The sequence below is a fragment of the Chitinophaga skermanii genome, from assembly GCF_003259335.1.
In the GTDB taxonomy this organism is placed as follows: domain Bacteria; phylum Bacteroidota; class Bacteroidia; order Chitinophagales; family Chitinophagaceae; genus Chitinophaga; species Chitinophaga skermanii.
Window position 1 is genome coordinate 25,153 of record NZ_QLLL01000016.1, and the last position, 15,522, is coordinate 40,674.

A 15,522-nucleotide genomic window follows, 5' to 3' on the forward strand; every position below is an offset into this window, starting at 1 on the left:
GATTCGTGAAGTAACAATGCAGTAAATTGAAAAAATGCGGATCAAAATTCAATACATCATTAACATAAAAATTGATCAATCAATTTATTAGCAAAAAAGGAAAAGATTTTTTTTAAGAAAAGAAGCACAAAAAAGTTGGAGCAATAAAAAGAGTAGAAATTCCTAAAATGAGAAAAGAGCCAACGGGTAAACCCGGTGACTCTTTCTACTTACTAACCCATTAAATTCAGGACTAAATTACTAAATGGGAATAGAATAAAAAAACTTATTTGAAAGATGTGAATAACTTTTAAAGTGTTTCTGCTTAATACTGCCAATACGCTAGAAAGCCCTGTACTAGCCATTTTGAATTCAATAATATTCCATATAAAAACACCTAAATTATTGATAGCTAAGAGAAGTAAGATTAACTATCATATATGAATGTATTATCATATTATGTATTAAAACAATGTTTGGATTCAGGCTAAAACTGGGCTAAAAAAAGTTGAAATACGCCAAAATGTCAGCATTAAATTTATTCTCCGTTAAAATTGCTCTTAAAGCAGTTAAAACCGGTCAATTTCCCTCATATTTTGTTAAAATCGCCCCCTTTTTAGGGTTTGGAAGGCAATTTGTTCTTATTTTAAACCATCAAACTATATGATATGACTCCTAGCGTAATGATTATTTCCCTCATTTTTGTAGGTATTAGTATGCTGGTTAGTTGGCGATTAAAGTCGAAATTTAACCAGTACAACCAGGTTCCGTTGGTAGAAGGCTTAACGGGCCGTGAAATTGCCGAAAAAATGCTCCGTGACAACGGTATCTATGACGTACAAGTACGTATTTCTGAAGGTTTTTTATCGGATCACTACGATCCTTCCAATAAAACAGTGAATTTAAGCCCGGATGTGTATAACAATGCGACTGTTTCGGCGGCAGCGGTAGCGGCCCACGAGTGCGGCCACGCCGTTCAACACGCTACACAGTACCGTTGGCTGAATTTCCGAAGTAAAATGGTACCCGTTGTGCAGGTAAGTTCTAGCATCGTGCAAATAGTACTCATCATCGGTATTTTGGCCATTAAGGTATTCCCGGCTTTATTACTGGGCGGTATTATCCTTTTTGCTATTACAACCCTTTTCTCGGTAGTTACCTTGCCGGTAGAGTTCGATGCTTCAAACAGGGCCTTGGCTTGGTTAAATAATACAAACACATTGAACCGCCAGGAACATGAGCAAGCGAAAGACGCACTATGGTGGGCAGCTATGACCTATGTAGTAGCGGCAGTATCGTCGTTAGCGATTTTGATTCAGTATATTATGATTTACCTAGGCGCAAGCCGTAGAGATTAAGGTCTAATAGTTGATTTTCAGCATATTGTAAAAAGCTCCCGTTGGGGGCTTTTTTATTGGATACCATTTTAAATAATTGGCCTTGAATCGCTTATTGAATTGGGAATGGAAAAACAAGCTTTGTGGCGATTTTTTGTAATATGAGAACGCCCGGGACCTGGCTCCCCTGGCGATTTTCCGTAATATGGGGTAAAAAAAAGTGTTTTTCAGAGGGCTTTCCAGGCTATGTTAATAACATTTGTACAAATTTTTTATTGAAAATCAATTCATTACAAAAGCACCCTTAAAAAAAGCGTCTAAAACTCATGGTTATTATTTCCCTATAGTTTAGCTTTGCACTCCCAAATAAGAGGTTAAAAAATATTCTATTAAGCAAATGAATACTTTAAGTTTCAGAACAAAATCTGCTAACGAAGCTACAGTAAAGCGCGATTGGTACATCGTTGATGCTACCAATTTGACGTTAGGCAGAATGTCCGCTAAAATCGCGGCCATCCTAAGAGGTAAAAATAAGCCTTACTATACTCCTCATACTGACTGTGGAGATTACATTATCGTTATTAACGCTGAAAAAATCGTTTTAACTGGTAATAAAATGAATGACAAAGAATACCAAACGTATTCTGGTTATCCTGGTGGTCAGAAAGCGGAAATCGCAAAAGATTTGATCCGTCGCCGTCCAGAGGTGGTAATTGAAAGAGCGATAAAAGGTATGTTGCCTAAAAACCGTTTGGGCCGTGCTATGTACAAAAAATTATTTGTATACGCTGGTGCAGAACATCCACATGCAGCTCAAAAACCACAGTCATTAACTTTCTAATTTTTTCTAATTCATGGAAAAACAAAAAAATACTATCGGCCGTCGTAAAGAAGCAGTTGCACGTGTTTACATGAGCAAAGGTACTGGTGTTATTACCATCAACGACAAAGATTATAAAACATATTTCCCCCTCGTTTACTTGCAAAACCAAGTAGAGGCTCCTTTAAAAACAATTGACGCGTTGGATAAATTCGACGTGAAAATTACTGCTCAAGGTGGTGGTATTAAAGGTCAAGCTGAGGCTATTAAATTAGGTATCGCTCGTGGCTTATGCGAAATCAATCCTGAATTCCGTCCAGCATTGAAAGCTGCCGGCTTCATGACGCGTGATCCTAGAGGTGTTGAACGTAAGAAACCAGGTAAAGCTAAAGCTAGAAGAAGCTTCCAGTTCTCTAAACGTTAATCTTGTAGCTCAGATCTTGACGTGGGCATTTCGCCCCGTCTTTATCACCAATTATTACTGATATTTTAATTTCGAAAAATAACATGGAAAATAATACCTCATTACAGCAGCAATTACTGGAAGCCGGTGTTCACTTTGGCCACTTGAAGAAAAAGTGGAATCCAAAAATGCTGCCTTATATTTTCGCAGAAAAGAAAGGTATTCACATTATAGACCTTAACAAAACTGTTGAGGGTTTACAAGATGCAGCTGCTGCTCTTAAATCTATCGCAAAAAGCGGTAAAAAGATCATGTTCGTTGCAACTAAAAAACAAGCAAAAGAAATCGTAGCTGAAGCAGCTAAACGCGTAAACATGCCTTTCGTTACTGAAAGATGGTTAGGTGGTATGTTGACAAACTTCGCTACTATCCGTAAGTCTGTTAAGAAAATGCAGAGCATCGAGAAAATGTTGGCTGACGGTACTTTTGACAACATCACTAAGAAAGAACGTTTGACTTTAACTCGTGATAAAGAGAAAATGGAAAAAGTATTGGGCGGTATCGCTCAATTGGCTCGTGTTCCAGCTGCTTTATTCATCGTAGATATCAGTCATGAGCATATCGCTTTAGCGGAAGCTAAGCGTCTTGGTATCTCTACTTTCGGTATGGTAGATACTAACTCTGATCCTACTAAAGTTGATTTCGCTATCCCTGCGAACGACGACGCTACTAAATCTATCGCTATCATTACTAACTACATCGCTGCTGCGATTGCAGAAGGTTTATCTGAAAGAGCGACTGAAAAAATCGAAGACGTTGTTGAAGAAGATGATACTGAATCAAAAATCAACAAATTCGAAGCTGAAGGTGGTGAAGACCGCGAAAGAGGCCGCAGACAAGGCGGTGGCCAAGGTCGTGGTGGCAACAACAGCAACAACCGTGGTGGTCAAGGCGGTAACAACCGTGGTGGCCAAGGTGGCGGTAACCGTGGTGGTCAAGGCGGTGGAAACCGTGGCGGCCAAGGCGGTGGTCAACGTCGTACCTTCGGTGGTGCTGGCGGTGGCGCTCCAAAACGTCCAGGCGGTGGTGGCCGTTAATCTTTTCGGTTAACACTACTTAAATTATATAGTAATAGTTAACAACGATTTGATGTTGATCATCATTCCGGTGTTAACTATTTACGTATTTTGCACAATCTATTACAATTTCAAAACTAATTATATACCATGTCGGTACAAATTACAGCAGCAGACGTAAATAAATTACGTCAGCAAACAGGAGCTGGTATGATGGATTGCAGAAAAGCACTCGTTGAAAGCGATGGTGATTTGGAAAAAGCAATCGACTACTTGCGTAAAAAAGGACAAAAAGTAGCCGCTCTCCGTTCTGATCGTGAAACTAAAGAAGGTGTTGTTATTGCTAAAGTAACTGCTGACGCTAAAACTGGCGTTATCTTGTGCTTGAGCTGCGAAACTGACTTCGTTGCTAAAAACGAAGAATTCGTAAAATTCGGTCAAACTTTGACTGACTTAGCATTGTCTTCAGGTGTTTCTTCTTTGGATGAATTGAACGCTTTACCATTGGAAGGCGCAACAGTTGCTGACAAAGTAAACGAACAAGTTGCTAAAATCGGTGAGAAAGTTAACTTAAGCAAATTCGAAAAAGTAGATGCTGCTTTCGTTACTGCTTACATCCACGGTAACTACAGAATGGGCGTTTTGGTTGGTTTCAGCAACCCAGTTGATCAAGAAGTTGGTAAAGACGTAGCAATGCAAATCGCTGCAATGAACCCAATCGCGATCGATGCTGAAAGCGTTCCTGCTGATGTAGTAGCTCGTGAAAAAGAAATCGCTGTTGACCAAGTGAAAGCTGAAGGTAAACCAGCTGAAATGGCGGAGAAAATTGCTGCAGGTAAAATTGCTAAATTCTTCAAAGAAAGCACTTTATTGCAACAAGCCTTCGTTAAAGACGGTAACAAAACTGTTGGCGACCACTTGAAATCAGTTAGTGCTGATTTGAAAGTAACTGCTTTCAAACGCGTTGCATTAGGTTAATATAACCTCTATATATAAAAGGAGAGAATTAAAATTCTCTCCTTTTTTTTGCGTCTATAATTCCTGGAAATTATGAAAGATGTTATAGACAAGTAGAATGAACCCCATAATTTTGTATATTAGTTAACGAATTCGAGAAAACAAATCTTACAATAATCATAGCGTCATGTTGCCAAAGTTCAAACGTATACTGCTCAAATTGAGCGGAGAATCATTAATGGGAGATGGTAATTATGGAATTGATCCAAAGGTTATTCAACAATATGCCCAAGATATCAGAGCCATAACGGATTTAGGTGTACAAGTAGCCGTAGTAATTGGCGGCGGCAACATTTACAGGGGTATGAACGAAGCCGAAACCGGCATCGAAAGAGCACAAGGCGATTATATGGGTATGCTCGCAACCGTTATTAATGGTATGGCTATGCAAAGCGGCCTCGAGAAAATGGGCCTCTATACACGCCTCCAATCTGCCATTAAAATGGAACAAATAGCAGAACCTTACATCCGCCGCCGTGCTATTCGCCACCTGGAAAAAGGACGTGTCGTTATCTTCGGTGCAGGTACAGGTAACCCTTACTTCACTACTGATACTGCCGCTTCCCTCCGCGCTATCGAGATCCAAGCCGACGTAATCCTAAAAGGAACACGCGTAGATGGTATCTACACTGCAGATCCAGAAAAAGATAGCAGCGCCGTGAAATATGAAACTATCACATTCAACGAAGTGTACAAACAATCACTGAACGTGATGGATATGACAGCCTTCACATTATGTCAAGAAAATAACCTGCCGATCATTGTGTTCGATATGAACCGCCCCGGTAACCTCTTGCACGTAATCATGGGCCGCAACGTAGGCACATTGGTAAAAGCTTAATGCAATTACCTCCACATAAAAAAAGCATCAGTTCAACAACTGATGCTTTTTTATTAAAATAAGGTCAATCCCGGCCGTTTATTGCTTCGGTAGATATTCGGGCTGCACCCAGTCCTTAATCTCGCTAAATGGTACGAATAAATAGATTTGACCCACAACATATGGCGCAATCTCGTACGGGGTATATGAAAACGTCACACCGGCATCCGTAATAAAGAAGTTTTCATTCGGTTCGATCTTATTATCGAACAACAAATTATCCTTCAACGGTTGGTCCGGTGTTAATTTATATCGCTTTCTTAACGATTTCTCCAATGCTGCACTCAATGCCGGTTGAAAGCCAGGTTTAAACACATCCGCTACTTTCAATTCCTTCTTTTTCGATAGGTCGAACATTTGGTATGCCGAGCCATAATTCCCATGTGCGCCACCTGTATAAGCATAGAAATACCTTTCTAATGCCAATAAGGGGTATTTATTCCAAGCCACTTCAGTGGTATTATCTTCATCCCAATTATAAGACATTCCACCTCCTTCTGCCGCAATTTCCGCGAAACCGGTAGTATCATTCTCTCCCCGGTAATGTGTTACAAAAGAATCGGTGTAATTCTTAGCATAAGCAGCCGCATTCGGGAAATCACGCTTCGTATCAAACTGCGTGATCGCATTTCTCAGCCAAGTTAATGTGGCATCATCTGCTCCTGCAACCGGCCATAAAACTGTTGCTCGTACAGTTCCTACAGGGCTATTCGCCATATTATCAATCAATTTCGCCGAATCCTCTATGTGGGTAACTAAGAAGGAAATCACCTTTTCTTCGTTCACTACCTTCAACTTAAATGGATACGACTTATTTGGTCCAATCCAAGTGCCTTCATAAGTGCCTTCATCGGTTAGCTTACCCTTGAAATATTGGTCTACATCATCAATCAATTCTTCATGTAACAAGATATTCCCGGCAGAGTCGACCCCTCCCCACAATTTAATGGGTTCTTTAATTTTGTCGTAGCTATAGTAACCACTAAATGTCTTATCGCTAGATTTCAATATCTGCATCGTGATAGCTTGATCAGCTACCGTACCTTTCAATTGCTTTGTAAAGAAAGGATCTTTCACAAGGGCCACCGAAGTGATCGCCGCTTCCGTAGAGTCGGCACCTGTGTTTTTCGTCTTCGAATTACACGCGAACAAAGCCACGGAACACGCTATGATTAACCATTGTTTTTGCATAGAATAGAAGTTGAGGTTCGTTTACAAATATACCTAATCGTTGATTAATAACGCATACGACGGAATTTGGTTACCTTTGTTTGAGAAACGTAAACCTCGCTCCCAATGATTAATCCAGCAATATCTGACCTAAGAAAAGACTACCGTTTGGCAGCCCTCAGCGAACATGATGTGGCCTCCCATCCTATACAACAATTCGAAAAATGGTGGAACGACGCCATTACTGGTGAAGTTGATGAAGCCAATGCTATGACTTTAGCGACTGCAACTTCCCATGGTTTGCCGTCGGCACGTATTGTATTATTGAAGAGTTTTGATGAGAATGGATTCGTGTTTTTTACGAATTACGACAGTAAAAAAGGCCAGGAACTAGCCCAGAATTCCCATGCATGCCTACTTTTCTTTTGGCGCGAACTAGAACGCCAAGTACGCATAGAGGGCATCGTGCAGAAGGTTGCGGAAGCAGATAGTGATACTTATTATAATAGTCGCCCAATAGGCAGCAGAATTGGCGCTATTGCATCACCGCAAAGTAAGGTTATCCCGAACCGCGAATTCTTGGAAGCAGCAGTAGAAAAAGTAGAACAGCAGTATACACAATCGTCGCCCGTTAGGCCGGCAAATTGGGGAGGGTATATTGTGCAACCGAACTTAATGGAGTTTTGGCAAGGCAGAAGCAGCCGTTTGCATGATAGGATCCAGTATACGAAAGACAATTCTAATAACTGGAACATTGTACGATTAGCACCTTGATGCAAACGTACTTGTTAAAAATATAAAGCCGGAGAATCCTGAAACTACTGGGTTTTCCGGCTTTTTTGTTGCATTATGCTTTAGCTGCAGCAGCTTTAGGAGCAACATTCTTTTTAACTTTAGCTGGTCTTTTCTTACCGAAAGAACCCGCGAAGATTTTACCTTTTTTGGTTTTTACATCACCTCTACCCATTGTAGTTGAATTTAAATATTGATAAAAATATTGATAAAAAACGCCCCCGAAGAAACGCCTTTACTATGCAAAAATAAAAAAAGCAAGAAACAAAATTGTTCCTTGCTCAAATAAGTTGGGTTGCCAACTGATTAAAGCTTGTCAGACAAAGCTTTACCTGCTTTAAATTTAGCTACTTTTTTAGCTTTGATCTTGATGATCTGGCCAGTTTGGGGATTTCTACCGTTACGTGCAGCACGTTTAGAAACAGAGAAAGTACCGAAACCAACTAAAGTTACTTTACCACCTTTTTTCAAAGTGTCAGCAACTGCTTTAGTAAAAGAATCTAAAGCTTCGTTAGCTTGAGTTTTAGTAACGCCAGCATCTTTGGCAATTTTGTCGATCAATTCGGCTTTGTTCATAGTTAGTTAAGATTTAACTAGTGAGAAAATGTTTGATGTGAGCAAATATAGTGCGTTTTACCAGATTACCAAATTTTTAAAAACTTTTTTAAGAAGTTTTTTATCGGCTGAAAAACCCTACAGGTAACGGTTTTAGCTGATTCCCCCCCTTTGCCCTATTCCACATCATCACAAGGCATTCTGCTAAAACACTGTACTACAAAGCATTTTAGGCTTTATTCACTTAAACGTCGCAAATGCTCCAACTATTGTACCAAACTAGGAACCCCTTATAAATAGTGAATTTCGTGTGGATAAGTTTAACAGGCTGGAAGCCTTATACCACCTGCATAACGGTTCTAAAGGCAACAAAGTTATCCCCAAACTTATCGAAACTCTTCTGCCGTAATACCGGCGCATGTTCCTGTAAGTACGTTTGATAGTTTTCCTGGGTATCTGTCGAATATTGAACAGTATAAGTAGGACCATCACTATCATCCTGCTCTAATAATCGACACATCCTATAGTCATGAAACAAGCCAGTAGCAAGTATTTCAGGAATATGCTCTTCTTTCATCCAAACAAACCAAGCATTGTGAATGGCAGGAGAAACTTTAATGGTGACGTTGTAAATGATCATACTGATTTGAATATTGTATAAAATAAGCCCAAAACGTTGCGCATACAACATTCCAGGCTTATATAAAATTGATGTTTAAACGCTCATTGCAAGATAAACAGGACAATGATCAGAATGTTTAACATCCGGTAATATGTAAGCATCCTTCAAGTTAGCGCGCAGAGGCTCTGTTACGTTGATGTAATCGATACGCCAACCCTTGTTATTAGCCCTGGCATTTGCACGGTAGCTCCACCAGCTATATTGATGCGGTTCAGGCTTGAATACTCTGAGTGTATCCACAAATCCATCACCTAGTAACTTATCCATCCATGCACGCTCTTCAGGTAAGAATCCCGAAGAATCTTTATTTGCAACCGGGTTATGAATATCAATAGGGTTATGAGCAATGTTATAATCCCCTACCACAACAAGTTTCGGACGTGTTTTCTTCAACTCATTCAAGTAGCCGAAGAACTCATCTAACCATTGATATTTGTAAGTTTGGCGTTCTTCCCCGGTGGTACCCGAAGGGAAATAGGCATTGATCAAGGTTACGTCACCAAAATCTAAACGAATAACACGGCCCTCTGCATCACTTTGCATGTATCCATTGCCATATTGTACAAACGTAGGTTTTATCTTCGTGAGTACCGCCACGCCACTATACCCCTTCTTTTGAGCAGGATACCAGTAGTCTTCATAGCCAAGTTCTTCAAACTGTTTAAAGTCGACGTTTTCGCGGTGAGCTTTTACTTCTTGCAAGCAAATAATATCGGCGGGATCTGTTTTCAACCAATCTACAAAACCTTTATTCATCGCCGATCTCAAGCCATTCACATTATAGGTAATTATTCTCATAGCCTGTATTTCAAACAAAAATAAGGATTTGCTTTACAGGAAACTTTTAAGGCTCAAAAAAAGCAGGAACCGGGTGAGAAAACAGATAGGCAAACGTCAAGTATATAGGGTAGTTCAAATAAGGATAACGCCTATAATTCGGCTCCTTGTATAAATAGGTGCCTAAATATCGTTGCTACTACAATTCTTCAATAGAAAAAGTTATCCCTAAGACACTTATTAGAAAAGCGTGTAAACATAGAAGCAGCACGCTTTTACACGTGCTGCACAGTGCTTTAGAGTTTAACTAAGCCACCTAGTAAGTTGTTTAACAAACCAGTTACAGTACCTAATAGGTTGTTTACACCTGGTACGCCGGTGCCAACACCACCTAAAATACCACCGCCGCCAGTAGTACCACCACCGCCGGTAACACCGCCTAAAGTTGATCCCAAGCTGCTTAAATCCAATTTTAAGGTAATTTCCAGTACACCATTATTATTGGTGACACCCAAGCCGATGATATTACCACCGTTTACATCTTGTGCGGATGTTGCGTTTAATTCTTCGCAACCCAATTGCTGCAGTTCAAAGTTTTCCATGTTTATTTGGAGTTTTGGTTAAAACACGTCACATGAAAACTGCCAAGGAAGGCATCATTTTCAACGAATTATTTGTATAAAACGCTTTACCACGCACTATTTGGCGGTAAGTACAAGCATTGAATACGATATGAAAATGACGTTAAGAAAATGGAGAGCTACCGAAAAACCAGGTAAAAGTCTTAGCTTTATCAGTAGTAAGTAATTATATACGATTTGATTATGTAATATACACCAGGTTTACCAATTTTTTGCTTTTCATCTCGTACTTGCCGAAAATTGTTCTCGCTTTTGTCCATTTTGTGCAAACCATGCTAAATTTGTTACTGTAAGGAGCCCTAGGATACTGATTCCTACCCTATCAAGCAACAAATTGTGTTCGTTTATCATATGAATCAGCAATGAAGTTTATAAGCGTCATTATTCTACTAGCTAGTTGCCTTTTGTCTACACTTCCAACACTGTCGCAAGAACAGCGTATTACTACACAGGAACCCTACGTCCGTGTAAATCCAGATAGTATCGCAAAGGTGGATCAGCTCAATGCTTTGGCCGCTCATTATTATATGCACCAACTCGACACTTCTTTTCTTTACAGTAAAGAAGCACAAGCTATTGCCGTACGCAATGGTTACGAGCGAGGGGAAGGTATGGCGCTCCATAATATTGGCGTGTATTATACCTTAAAAAATAACTGGATTGCAGCCTCCCATTTTTATGCACAAGCATTACGGGTATTCGAGCGTATTAACGATACCGAACTAACCTGCTTAACGCATTCCGATATTGGCACCTCCTATCTTTTCTATGAAGGTAAACAAGCCGAGGCACAAACATATTTAGCACAAGCCTTTCAAGATGGATTACACCTTGAAAAAGACTCTGTATTTGCCTACGTGCTCGCCAACTATTATAGCATTTGGAAGGCCAACCCCCACATGCAAGATTCTGCCAATTGGGCCATTCAACGTGCTGCGCAAATAGGTGAAAAATACCACGACACACGTATCAAATCATACGTCCATTTACTACAAGCAGGCGAACTTTTCGTCAATGGTAAAAAACAAGCCGCTTGCGACCTCCTTCAAGTTGTTGCCAATACAGCTATTCAAAATCAACAAGAATATATCGCTATCCAAGCATATACCAGCTTATATAGCAACCGCCTCGACATGAATGATCCACAAGCGATCCAATTCTTTAAAAAGGCCTACGACCTTGGTATGAAAGCCGGCTACCGCGAACTGATGGTGGATGCCGTTGATACCCTGTTTAATTACTACGACCGGCAAGGCAATATTCCCGAAGCACTCAAATATGCCCGGGAAATGATGCAATTGAACGACTCCCAAAAACTTAGCAAACACGCGAGCGACGAGCACTACATAGATCACTTATTGGTTGAAACAACGGTACGTAACCAATCCCTCAGTACTTCTAATCGCCGACTGATCGTTACCATACTAGGCATTCTCTTTATTTCAATCATCATTATAGCCTACATCTTCTACCGCTCTTACCGGAAGGCTAAACAATACGCATTCCGATTACGCGATAAAAACGTTGAAATATTGGATAAAAACAAGCAATTACAAGCCGATGCTGCCTTTAAAAACAAACTATTATCCATTATTGCCCACGATTTTAGAGCACCTTTAGCCAATATCATCCAATTGGCAGCAGTGAATAAAGACCAGCCCTTTGATCAAGATTCCATGTCGATGATGTTAGAAACAATTTCCGCTACTTCGCAGAATACGCTTGATTTATTCGAGAATACGCTCCGTTGGATTAAATCACAATTACCAGGCTTTGTTTATCATCCACAAAACTTGTTGGTACAAACTTTATTGGAAGAAGCCGTAGAATCGTTCCGTTTAGACATCAATACAAAACAGTTAAACATTGTGTACGAAACGGATCCAAGTTTATCGCTAATGGCCGACCGGGAAATGGTACAATTTGTAAATCGTAACTTAATACATAATGCCATTAAATTCTCATCTCGGAATGAACCTATTACTATTCAATCGGTGAGAAAGCATAATAGGATTATTGTTTCTATCAAAAACTTAGGTACCCCTATTAAAGCCGATCAACTGGAACACATTTTCGAGATTCAACCAGGTCACCAAAATACAAACAGGTATAATAAAGGAGCGGGGGTTGCGCTGATTATTTGTAAGGATTTTATTGAGATGATGAATGGTGAAATCCACGCTGCTCATGATCATGAAACAACTACGTTTTCATATGAGTTGCCTGTAGAATAACCCTTCATAACTCGTAGGTGTATGTAGCCTTGTTACATTAATTAAGCATCATCACAAATACCCGTTTTTAAAAAAATAAAAAAAATTCCTCTTTTTACAATCCTGCAAAACTCTTTATCAATAAGCATTACAGCGATAATTCAATTCATAAATAAAAGCGACATAAAAAATTTCGCACAACAATTTGTTTTTTTTCAATTTTTGTTTTTAGTTTTACTTTCAAGAAGAGAATGTTACCCCGAGCAATTTTTTTCCACGATCAGAAGTTTTGTTAACCGCGGAAAAATACCCTCACCAAATTATTTCCAATTAATGCTTTGTACTAAGTGTACATGATGGCACATTCATGTCGAAAAGTGTCTTCCAGCTTACATTTTACACAGTATTACAATCGTCTTTTATCATTTTCTATTCTTCTAAAAGTACCAGCTTTAAAGAACAGGAATTTCTATACACGCTATTATTTGATATATCAAATAGTAGTATCGACGAAGCTATCTGTTACAAGATAGTTTCGAATTTGGGTATAAGAGCAATTGAGAACCAAGCATCAATATTTATGCATGCTTGTTAAAGGGTTAGAAAAATTGGAGAGCATTCAAGCCGACCATATCAATGATGCCAGTATCGGAAGTTTATATCTATTCACTTCCTCTTATTGTAAAATTTGTTAATCACCATAATTGAATCATATGCAAACTAGATCACCCCCATTGTTGTAAAAGAATGCAAATTACCGCCACACCGTGCCTTACTGTGCACTGTAAGGCATTGGTTTATCAACACTTGTAAACATGCTAAATAGGGCTAATTATCTATATCATTTTCATGCCCCTTTGTTATTGCTTAATTGTATGCAGGAACAATTATATAAAGCATTTGCGAAGCTTGATATGATAAGAAAAATAAGTACCAGTAGCCTTACATTCGAAATGATAAGTTTGTTAACCCCAATAAATCCAGATTTATGCTGTGCAATTTAAAATCAAATCTAATGGTAAGCATTCATGCACACTTACATGTAAGTAAACATACTCAATACAAGGAATGAGCCACTCAAAGGAGGTTGAGTGCTATTTTTTACTGGAGGGAATGACGGTTTCTTATGGATTAAAAGCGTAAAAAACTTTCAATAAATAAACCTGTATTTCCGATAGTCTATTGAAGACTGTTTGCTAATCATACTTTCATCCATTAATACATTTTCCCAATGTGCACACTATACAATTGTGTACTGTTAACTCCTCAAGAGTTGCAGCAAATCAAAGGAGGTGTGGGCCTAACAGTTGATAAGGCCAACGAGAACGAAGTATTTTATTTGTCGTGTTGCTTGGCAAAAAACTTTCGGCTATTCATTCTTGTGAATCAAAAAGAAGGTTTGCCCAATGCATCGATTTATAAATAATCGTTAACATACCAACCCATGTATAACTCGCTACCACCCTTCATTGGGTGGTAGTTATATCCACCTTTATGTATCGAATATTATTGAAGATCCATTGTTTTTTCATTCGTGCCAATAATATAAGGCGCGTGAGTATTTTGTTTTGCCTGGCGATGTTGCTGTTTGTTACCAGTATGCTGTATATGCACCCGTCAACATCCCAACAAGTAGATCTCGTTGAGGTTTTTATTGTAACTGTTTGCATTGCTCCTGTATTGGAAACAGTCGTTTTTCAATATGTATTGCTTGATTATTTTATATCGAAGTTTAAGTGGGCTATTGTACCTATTGGGATATCGGCTTCGGTATTTGCAGCAGCACATATAGGCAGTACGAATCAATTTTTCTATCCACTGGTAGCCGGCATTTTGTTGGGGTATTGCTACTATTTGCCGAATTCGCCTTTGAAGAAGTTTTTATGCACAGTGGGATTGCATTTATCTGTTAACCTAGCGGTGTTCGCTATGCATTGCATCGATTCAAAACTACTCGCATGAAACCCATTGCAGCGCACATTATCATCCATTGCAGGCGACACAAAGCACTCTTACACCATAATATTTATAAGGCTATTATTCACAAGTGTATAGCGCAATTTGCTCGTAAAGAATTTGTATGGCTATACGGGTATGTTATTCTTCCTTCTGCTATTCACTTGGTATGGCAATCAAAAACCAACTCTAAAAGAGATTACACGATGCTGTTAGAAAAATTAATATCGAAAAAACTGAAAAGTCACTTACAAGCAGTGGCCCCCGGCATTTTACAAAAATATGCCGTGAAAGGCAACCCACGTAAATTCCAATTCTGGGAAGTACCCATTCAAAAGTCGCCCATCCTATCAGTACCAGCACTACGTACAAAAATCTGGATGATGCACTTTCTTCCCATTACCTTATCGTTGGCTAATAAAATTCAAGAATACGAGTTTTCTTCAGCACAGTTTTACGAGAATGAAAAACATACAAATGCTTTTGTAACTGATTTCCATACGCACTTTGACCATTTAGGGTTATAGCCCTAATATCCTTTGAATAAAAAACCTCATAGCACGATGCAATCTTTTCCTCATCAATTGGTGCGGCCACTTGGTTTGGACAACCATTCCGTAGTGATTTCAGTCATCATCAAGCAGCTTTACACAATATGTTGTATCCACAATATTGTTTTGCCGTTCAATTGGAATGTAGGAGTAAGATTTCTACAAAACAACGCGGGTATAGTCTTATACCCGCCGCTATTATTTCGTTTTATTGAAAATCTCGCGGATTTTCTTCTCTCGGTAGCTAAAGAGATCTTTCAATTGGTTCCCCACAAACAAACTATTGGCAAATCTTCCCAAGACACCCAATTTCATCCTGTAATGCACTATATCCGTCATTTCTATGCCCCCTTCTACCTCGCGGAAACGATGCTCGTGGTGCCAAAAGGCATATGGACCATATTGCTGCTCGTCGATAAAATATTCGTGCTCCTTCACTTGGGTAATTATCGTTACCCAACGCAACGGAATACCCAATACAGGGCGCACAATATAGCTTATCAACTGCCCCGCATAAATGCCACAAGCATGTTGCTCAGATATAATCTTAAACCGCATATACGCCGGTGTAATAGTTTGCAGGTTGCCCGGGCTAGAGAAGAAATTCCAAGCGGTTTTCATATCTACCGGCAAAACTTGTACTTTTTGCAAGGAATACATTTTCGACATCATG

Annotated in this window: 17 protein-coding genes; 10 read left to right on the forward strand and 7 right to left on the reverse strand. The window is 39.4% G+C overall.

The features are described from left to right. The first annotated feature begins 647 nt into the window (after positions 1–647). The 6 genes from LX64_RS25325 (at position 648) to pyrH (ending at position 5,473) form a co-directional block, all read left to right on the forward strand. Positions 648–1,337, forward strand: a complete 690-nt coding sequence (locus LX64_RS25325) for a zinc metallopeptidase (protein WP_111600498.1) — start codon at positions 648–650, stop codon at positions 1,335–1,337. Between the two features lie 376 nt (positions 1,338–1,713). After that, the gene (gene rplM, locus LX64_RS25330) at positions 1,714–2,157 is read left to right on the forward strand and encodes a 50S ribosomal protein L13 (RefSeq protein WP_111600499.1); all 444 of its coding nucleotides are present in this window, start codon (positions 1,714–1,716) and stop codon (positions 2,155–2,157) included. 13 nt (positions 2,158–2,170) lie between these two features. Next, complete coding sequence (gene rpsI, locus LX64_RS25335; RefSeq protein ID WP_111600500.1) at positions 2,171–2,560, forward strand: 30S ribosomal protein S9; 390 nt, start codon at positions 2,171–2,173, stop codon at positions 2,558–2,560. Between the two features lie 83 nt (positions 2,561–2,643). Further along, complete coding sequence (rpsB, locus tag LX64_RS25340; protein WP_111600501.1) at positions 2,644–3,636, forward strand: 30S ribosomal protein S2; 993 nt, start codon at positions 2,644–2,646, stop codon at positions 3,634–3,636. A gap of 129 nt (positions 3,637–3,765) precedes the next feature. Next, complete coding sequence (gene tsf / locus LX64_RS25345) at positions 3,766–4,593, forward strand: translation elongation factor Ts (protein WP_111600502.1); 828 nt, start codon at positions 3,766–3,768, stop codon at positions 4,591–4,593. Between the two features lie 166 nt (positions 4,594–4,759). Further along, a complete protein-coding gene (pyrH, locus tag LX64_RS25350; protein WP_111600503.1) occupies positions 4,760–5,473 on the forward strand; it encodes a UMP kinase in 714 nt (237 codons plus the stop codon). Between the two features lie 78 nt (positions 5,474–5,551). Here pyrH and LX64_RS25355 read toward each other — a convergent pair whose 3' ends face one another. Next, entirely contained in the window at positions 5,552–6,703 is a 1,152-nt protein-coding gene (locus LX64_RS25355; RefSeq protein WP_111600504.1) for a DUF3298 and DUF4163 domain-containing protein, read from the reverse strand. 105 nt (positions 6,704–6,808) lie between these two features. Between LX64_RS25355 and pdxH the strand changes: the two genes are divergently transcribed. Further along, positions 6,809–7,456: a pyridoxamine 5'-phosphate oxidase gene (gene pdxH, locus LX64_RS25360; RefSeq protein WP_111600505.1), complete on the forward strand. Its 648-nt coding sequence runs from the start codon at positions 6,809–6,811 to the stop codon at positions 7,454–7,456. Positions 7,457–7,529: 73 nt separating this feature from the next. Here pdxH and LX64_RS25365 read toward each other — a convergent pair whose 3' ends face one another. The 5 genes from LX64_RS25365 to LX64_RS25385 form a co-directional block, all read right to left on the reverse strand. After that, the gene (locus tag LX64_RS25365) at positions 7,530–7,649 is read right to left on the reverse strand and encodes a 30S ribosomal protein THX (RefSeq protein WP_111600506.1); all 120 of its coding nucleotides are present in this window, start codon (positions 7,647–7,649) and stop codon (positions 7,530–7,532) included. A gap of 131 nt (positions 7,650–7,780) precedes the next feature. After that, the gene (locus LX64_RS25370; RefSeq protein WP_111600507.1) at positions 7,781–8,050 is read right to left on the reverse strand and encodes an HU family DNA-binding protein; all 270 of its coding nucleotides are present in this window, start codon (positions 8,048–8,050) and stop codon (positions 7,781–7,783) included. A 316-nt stretch (positions 8,051–8,366) separates the two neighbouring features. Next, positions 8,367–8,669: a DUF4286 family protein gene (locus LX64_RS25375; protein ID WP_111600529.1), complete on the reverse strand. Its 303-nt coding sequence runs from the start codon at positions 8,667–8,669 to the stop codon at positions 8,367–8,369. Between the two features lie 75 nt (positions 8,670–8,744). Continuing rightward, the gene (locus LX64_RS25380) at positions 8,745–9,509 is read right to left on the reverse strand and encodes an exodeoxyribonuclease III (protein WP_111600508.1); all 765 of its coding nucleotides are present in this window, start codon (positions 9,507–9,509) and stop codon (positions 8,745–8,747) included. A gap of 275 nt (positions 9,510–9,784) precedes the next feature. Further along, positions 9,785–10,090: a hypothetical protein gene (locus LX64_RS25385; protein ID WP_111600509.1), complete on the reverse strand. Its 306-nt coding sequence runs from the start codon at positions 10,088–10,090 to the stop codon at positions 9,785–9,787. A gap of 401 nt (positions 10,091–10,491) precedes the next feature. Between LX64_RS25385 and LX64_RS25390 the strand changes: the two genes are divergently transcribed. The 3 genes from LX64_RS25390 to LX64_RS25405 all read left to right on the forward strand — a co-directional run bounded on the left by LX64_RS25390 (position 10,492) and on the right by LX64_RS25405 (position 14,825). Continuing rightward, positions 10,492–12,363 (forward strand): ATP-binding protein, encoded by a 1,872-nt coding sequence (locus LX64_RS25390; protein WP_111600510.1) that lies wholly within the window; start codon positions 10,492–10,494, stop codon positions 12,361–12,363. A gap of 1,533 nt (positions 12,364–13,896) precedes the next feature. After that, a complete protein-coding gene (locus tag LX64_RS25400) occupies positions 13,897–14,304 on the forward strand; it encodes a CPBP family intramembrane glutamic endopeptidase (RefSeq protein WP_158538740.1) in 408 nt (135 codons plus the stop codon). Then, entirely contained in the window at positions 14,301–14,825 is a 525-nt protein-coding gene (locus LX64_RS25405; protein ID WP_111600513.1) for a hypothetical protein, read from the forward strand. The genes LX64_RS25400 and LX64_RS25405 overlap by 4 nt, the downstream gene beginning before the upstream one ends. Positions 14,826–15,047: 222 nt before the next feature. Here the strand turns inward: LX64_RS25405 and LX64_RS25410 are convergent, their stop codons facing one another. After that, positions 15,048–15,521 carry an SRPBCC family protein gene (locus LX64_RS25410; protein WP_245952831.1) on the reverse strand — a complete coding sequence of 158 codons (474 nt, stop codon included), beginning with the start codon at positions 15,519–15,521 and terminating at the stop codon, positions 15,048–15,050. Position 15,522: the final 1 nt, after the last annotated feature.

Excerpts from the sequence above, each read along its gene's own strand:
- LX64_RS25380 (WP_111600508.1), bottom strand. The coding sequence starts at position 9,509 with ATGAGAATAATTACCTATAATGTGAATGGCTTGAGATCGGCGATGAAT.
- rpsB (WP_111600501.1), top strand. The coding sequence starts at position 2,644 with ATGGAAAATAATACCTCATTACAGCAGCAATTACTGGAAGCCGGTGTT.
- rplM (WP_111600499.1), top strand. The coding sequence starts at position 1,714 with ATGAATACTTTAAGTTTCAGAACAAAATCTGCTAACGAAGCTACAGTA.
- LX64_RS25370 (WP_111600507.1), bottom strand. The coding sequence starts at position 8,050 with ATGAACAAAGCCGAATTGATCGACAAAATTGCCAAAGATGCTGGCGTT.
- LX64_RS25355 (WP_111600504.1), bottom strand. The coding sequence starts at position 6,703 with ATGCAAAAACAATGGTTAATCATAGCGTGTTCCGTGGCTTTGTTCGCG.
- LX64_RS25375 (WP_111600529.1), bottom strand. The coding sequence starts at position 8,669 with ATGATCATTTACAACGTCACCATTAAAGTTTCTCCTGCCATTCACAAT.
- pdxH (WP_111600505.1), top strand. The coding sequence starts at position 6,809 with ATGATTAATCCAGCAATATCTGACCTAAGAAAAGACTACCGTTTGGCA.
- tsf (WP_111600502.1), top strand. The coding sequence starts at position 3,766 with ATGTCGGTACAAATTACAGCAGCAGACGTAAATAAATTACGTCAGCAA.
- rpsI (WP_111600500.1), top strand. The coding sequence starts at position 2,171 with ATGGAAAAACAAAAAAATACTATCGGCCGTCGTAAAGAAGCAGTTGCA.
- LX64_RS25365 (WP_111600506.1), bottom strand. The coding sequence starts at position 7,649 with ATGGGTAGAGGTGATGTAAAAACCAAAAAAGGTAAAATCTTCGCGGGT.
- LX64_RS25390 (WP_111600510.1), top strand. The coding sequence starts at position 10,492 with ATGAAGTTTATAAGCGTCATTATTCTACTAGCTAGTTGCCTTTTGTCT.
- LX64_RS25325 (WP_111600498.1), top strand. The coding sequence starts at position 648 with ATGACTCCTAGCGTAATGATTATTTCCCTCATTTTTGTAGGTATTAGT.
- LX64_RS25405 (WP_111600513.1), top strand. The coding sequence starts at position 14,301 with ATGAAACCCATTGCAGCGCACATTATCATCCATTGCAGGCGACACAAA.
- LX64_RS25385 (WP_111600509.1), bottom strand. The coding sequence starts at position 10,090 with ATGGAAAACTTTGAACTGCAGCAATTGGGTTGCGAAGAATTAAACGCA.
- pyrH (WP_111600503.1), top strand. The coding sequence starts at position 4,760 with ATGTTGCCAAAGTTCAAACGTATACTGCTCAAATTGAGCGGAGAATCA.
- LX64_RS25410 (WP_245952831.1), bottom strand. The coding sequence starts at position 15,521 with ATGATGTCGAAAATGTATTCCTTGCAAAAAGTACAAGTTTTGCCGGTA.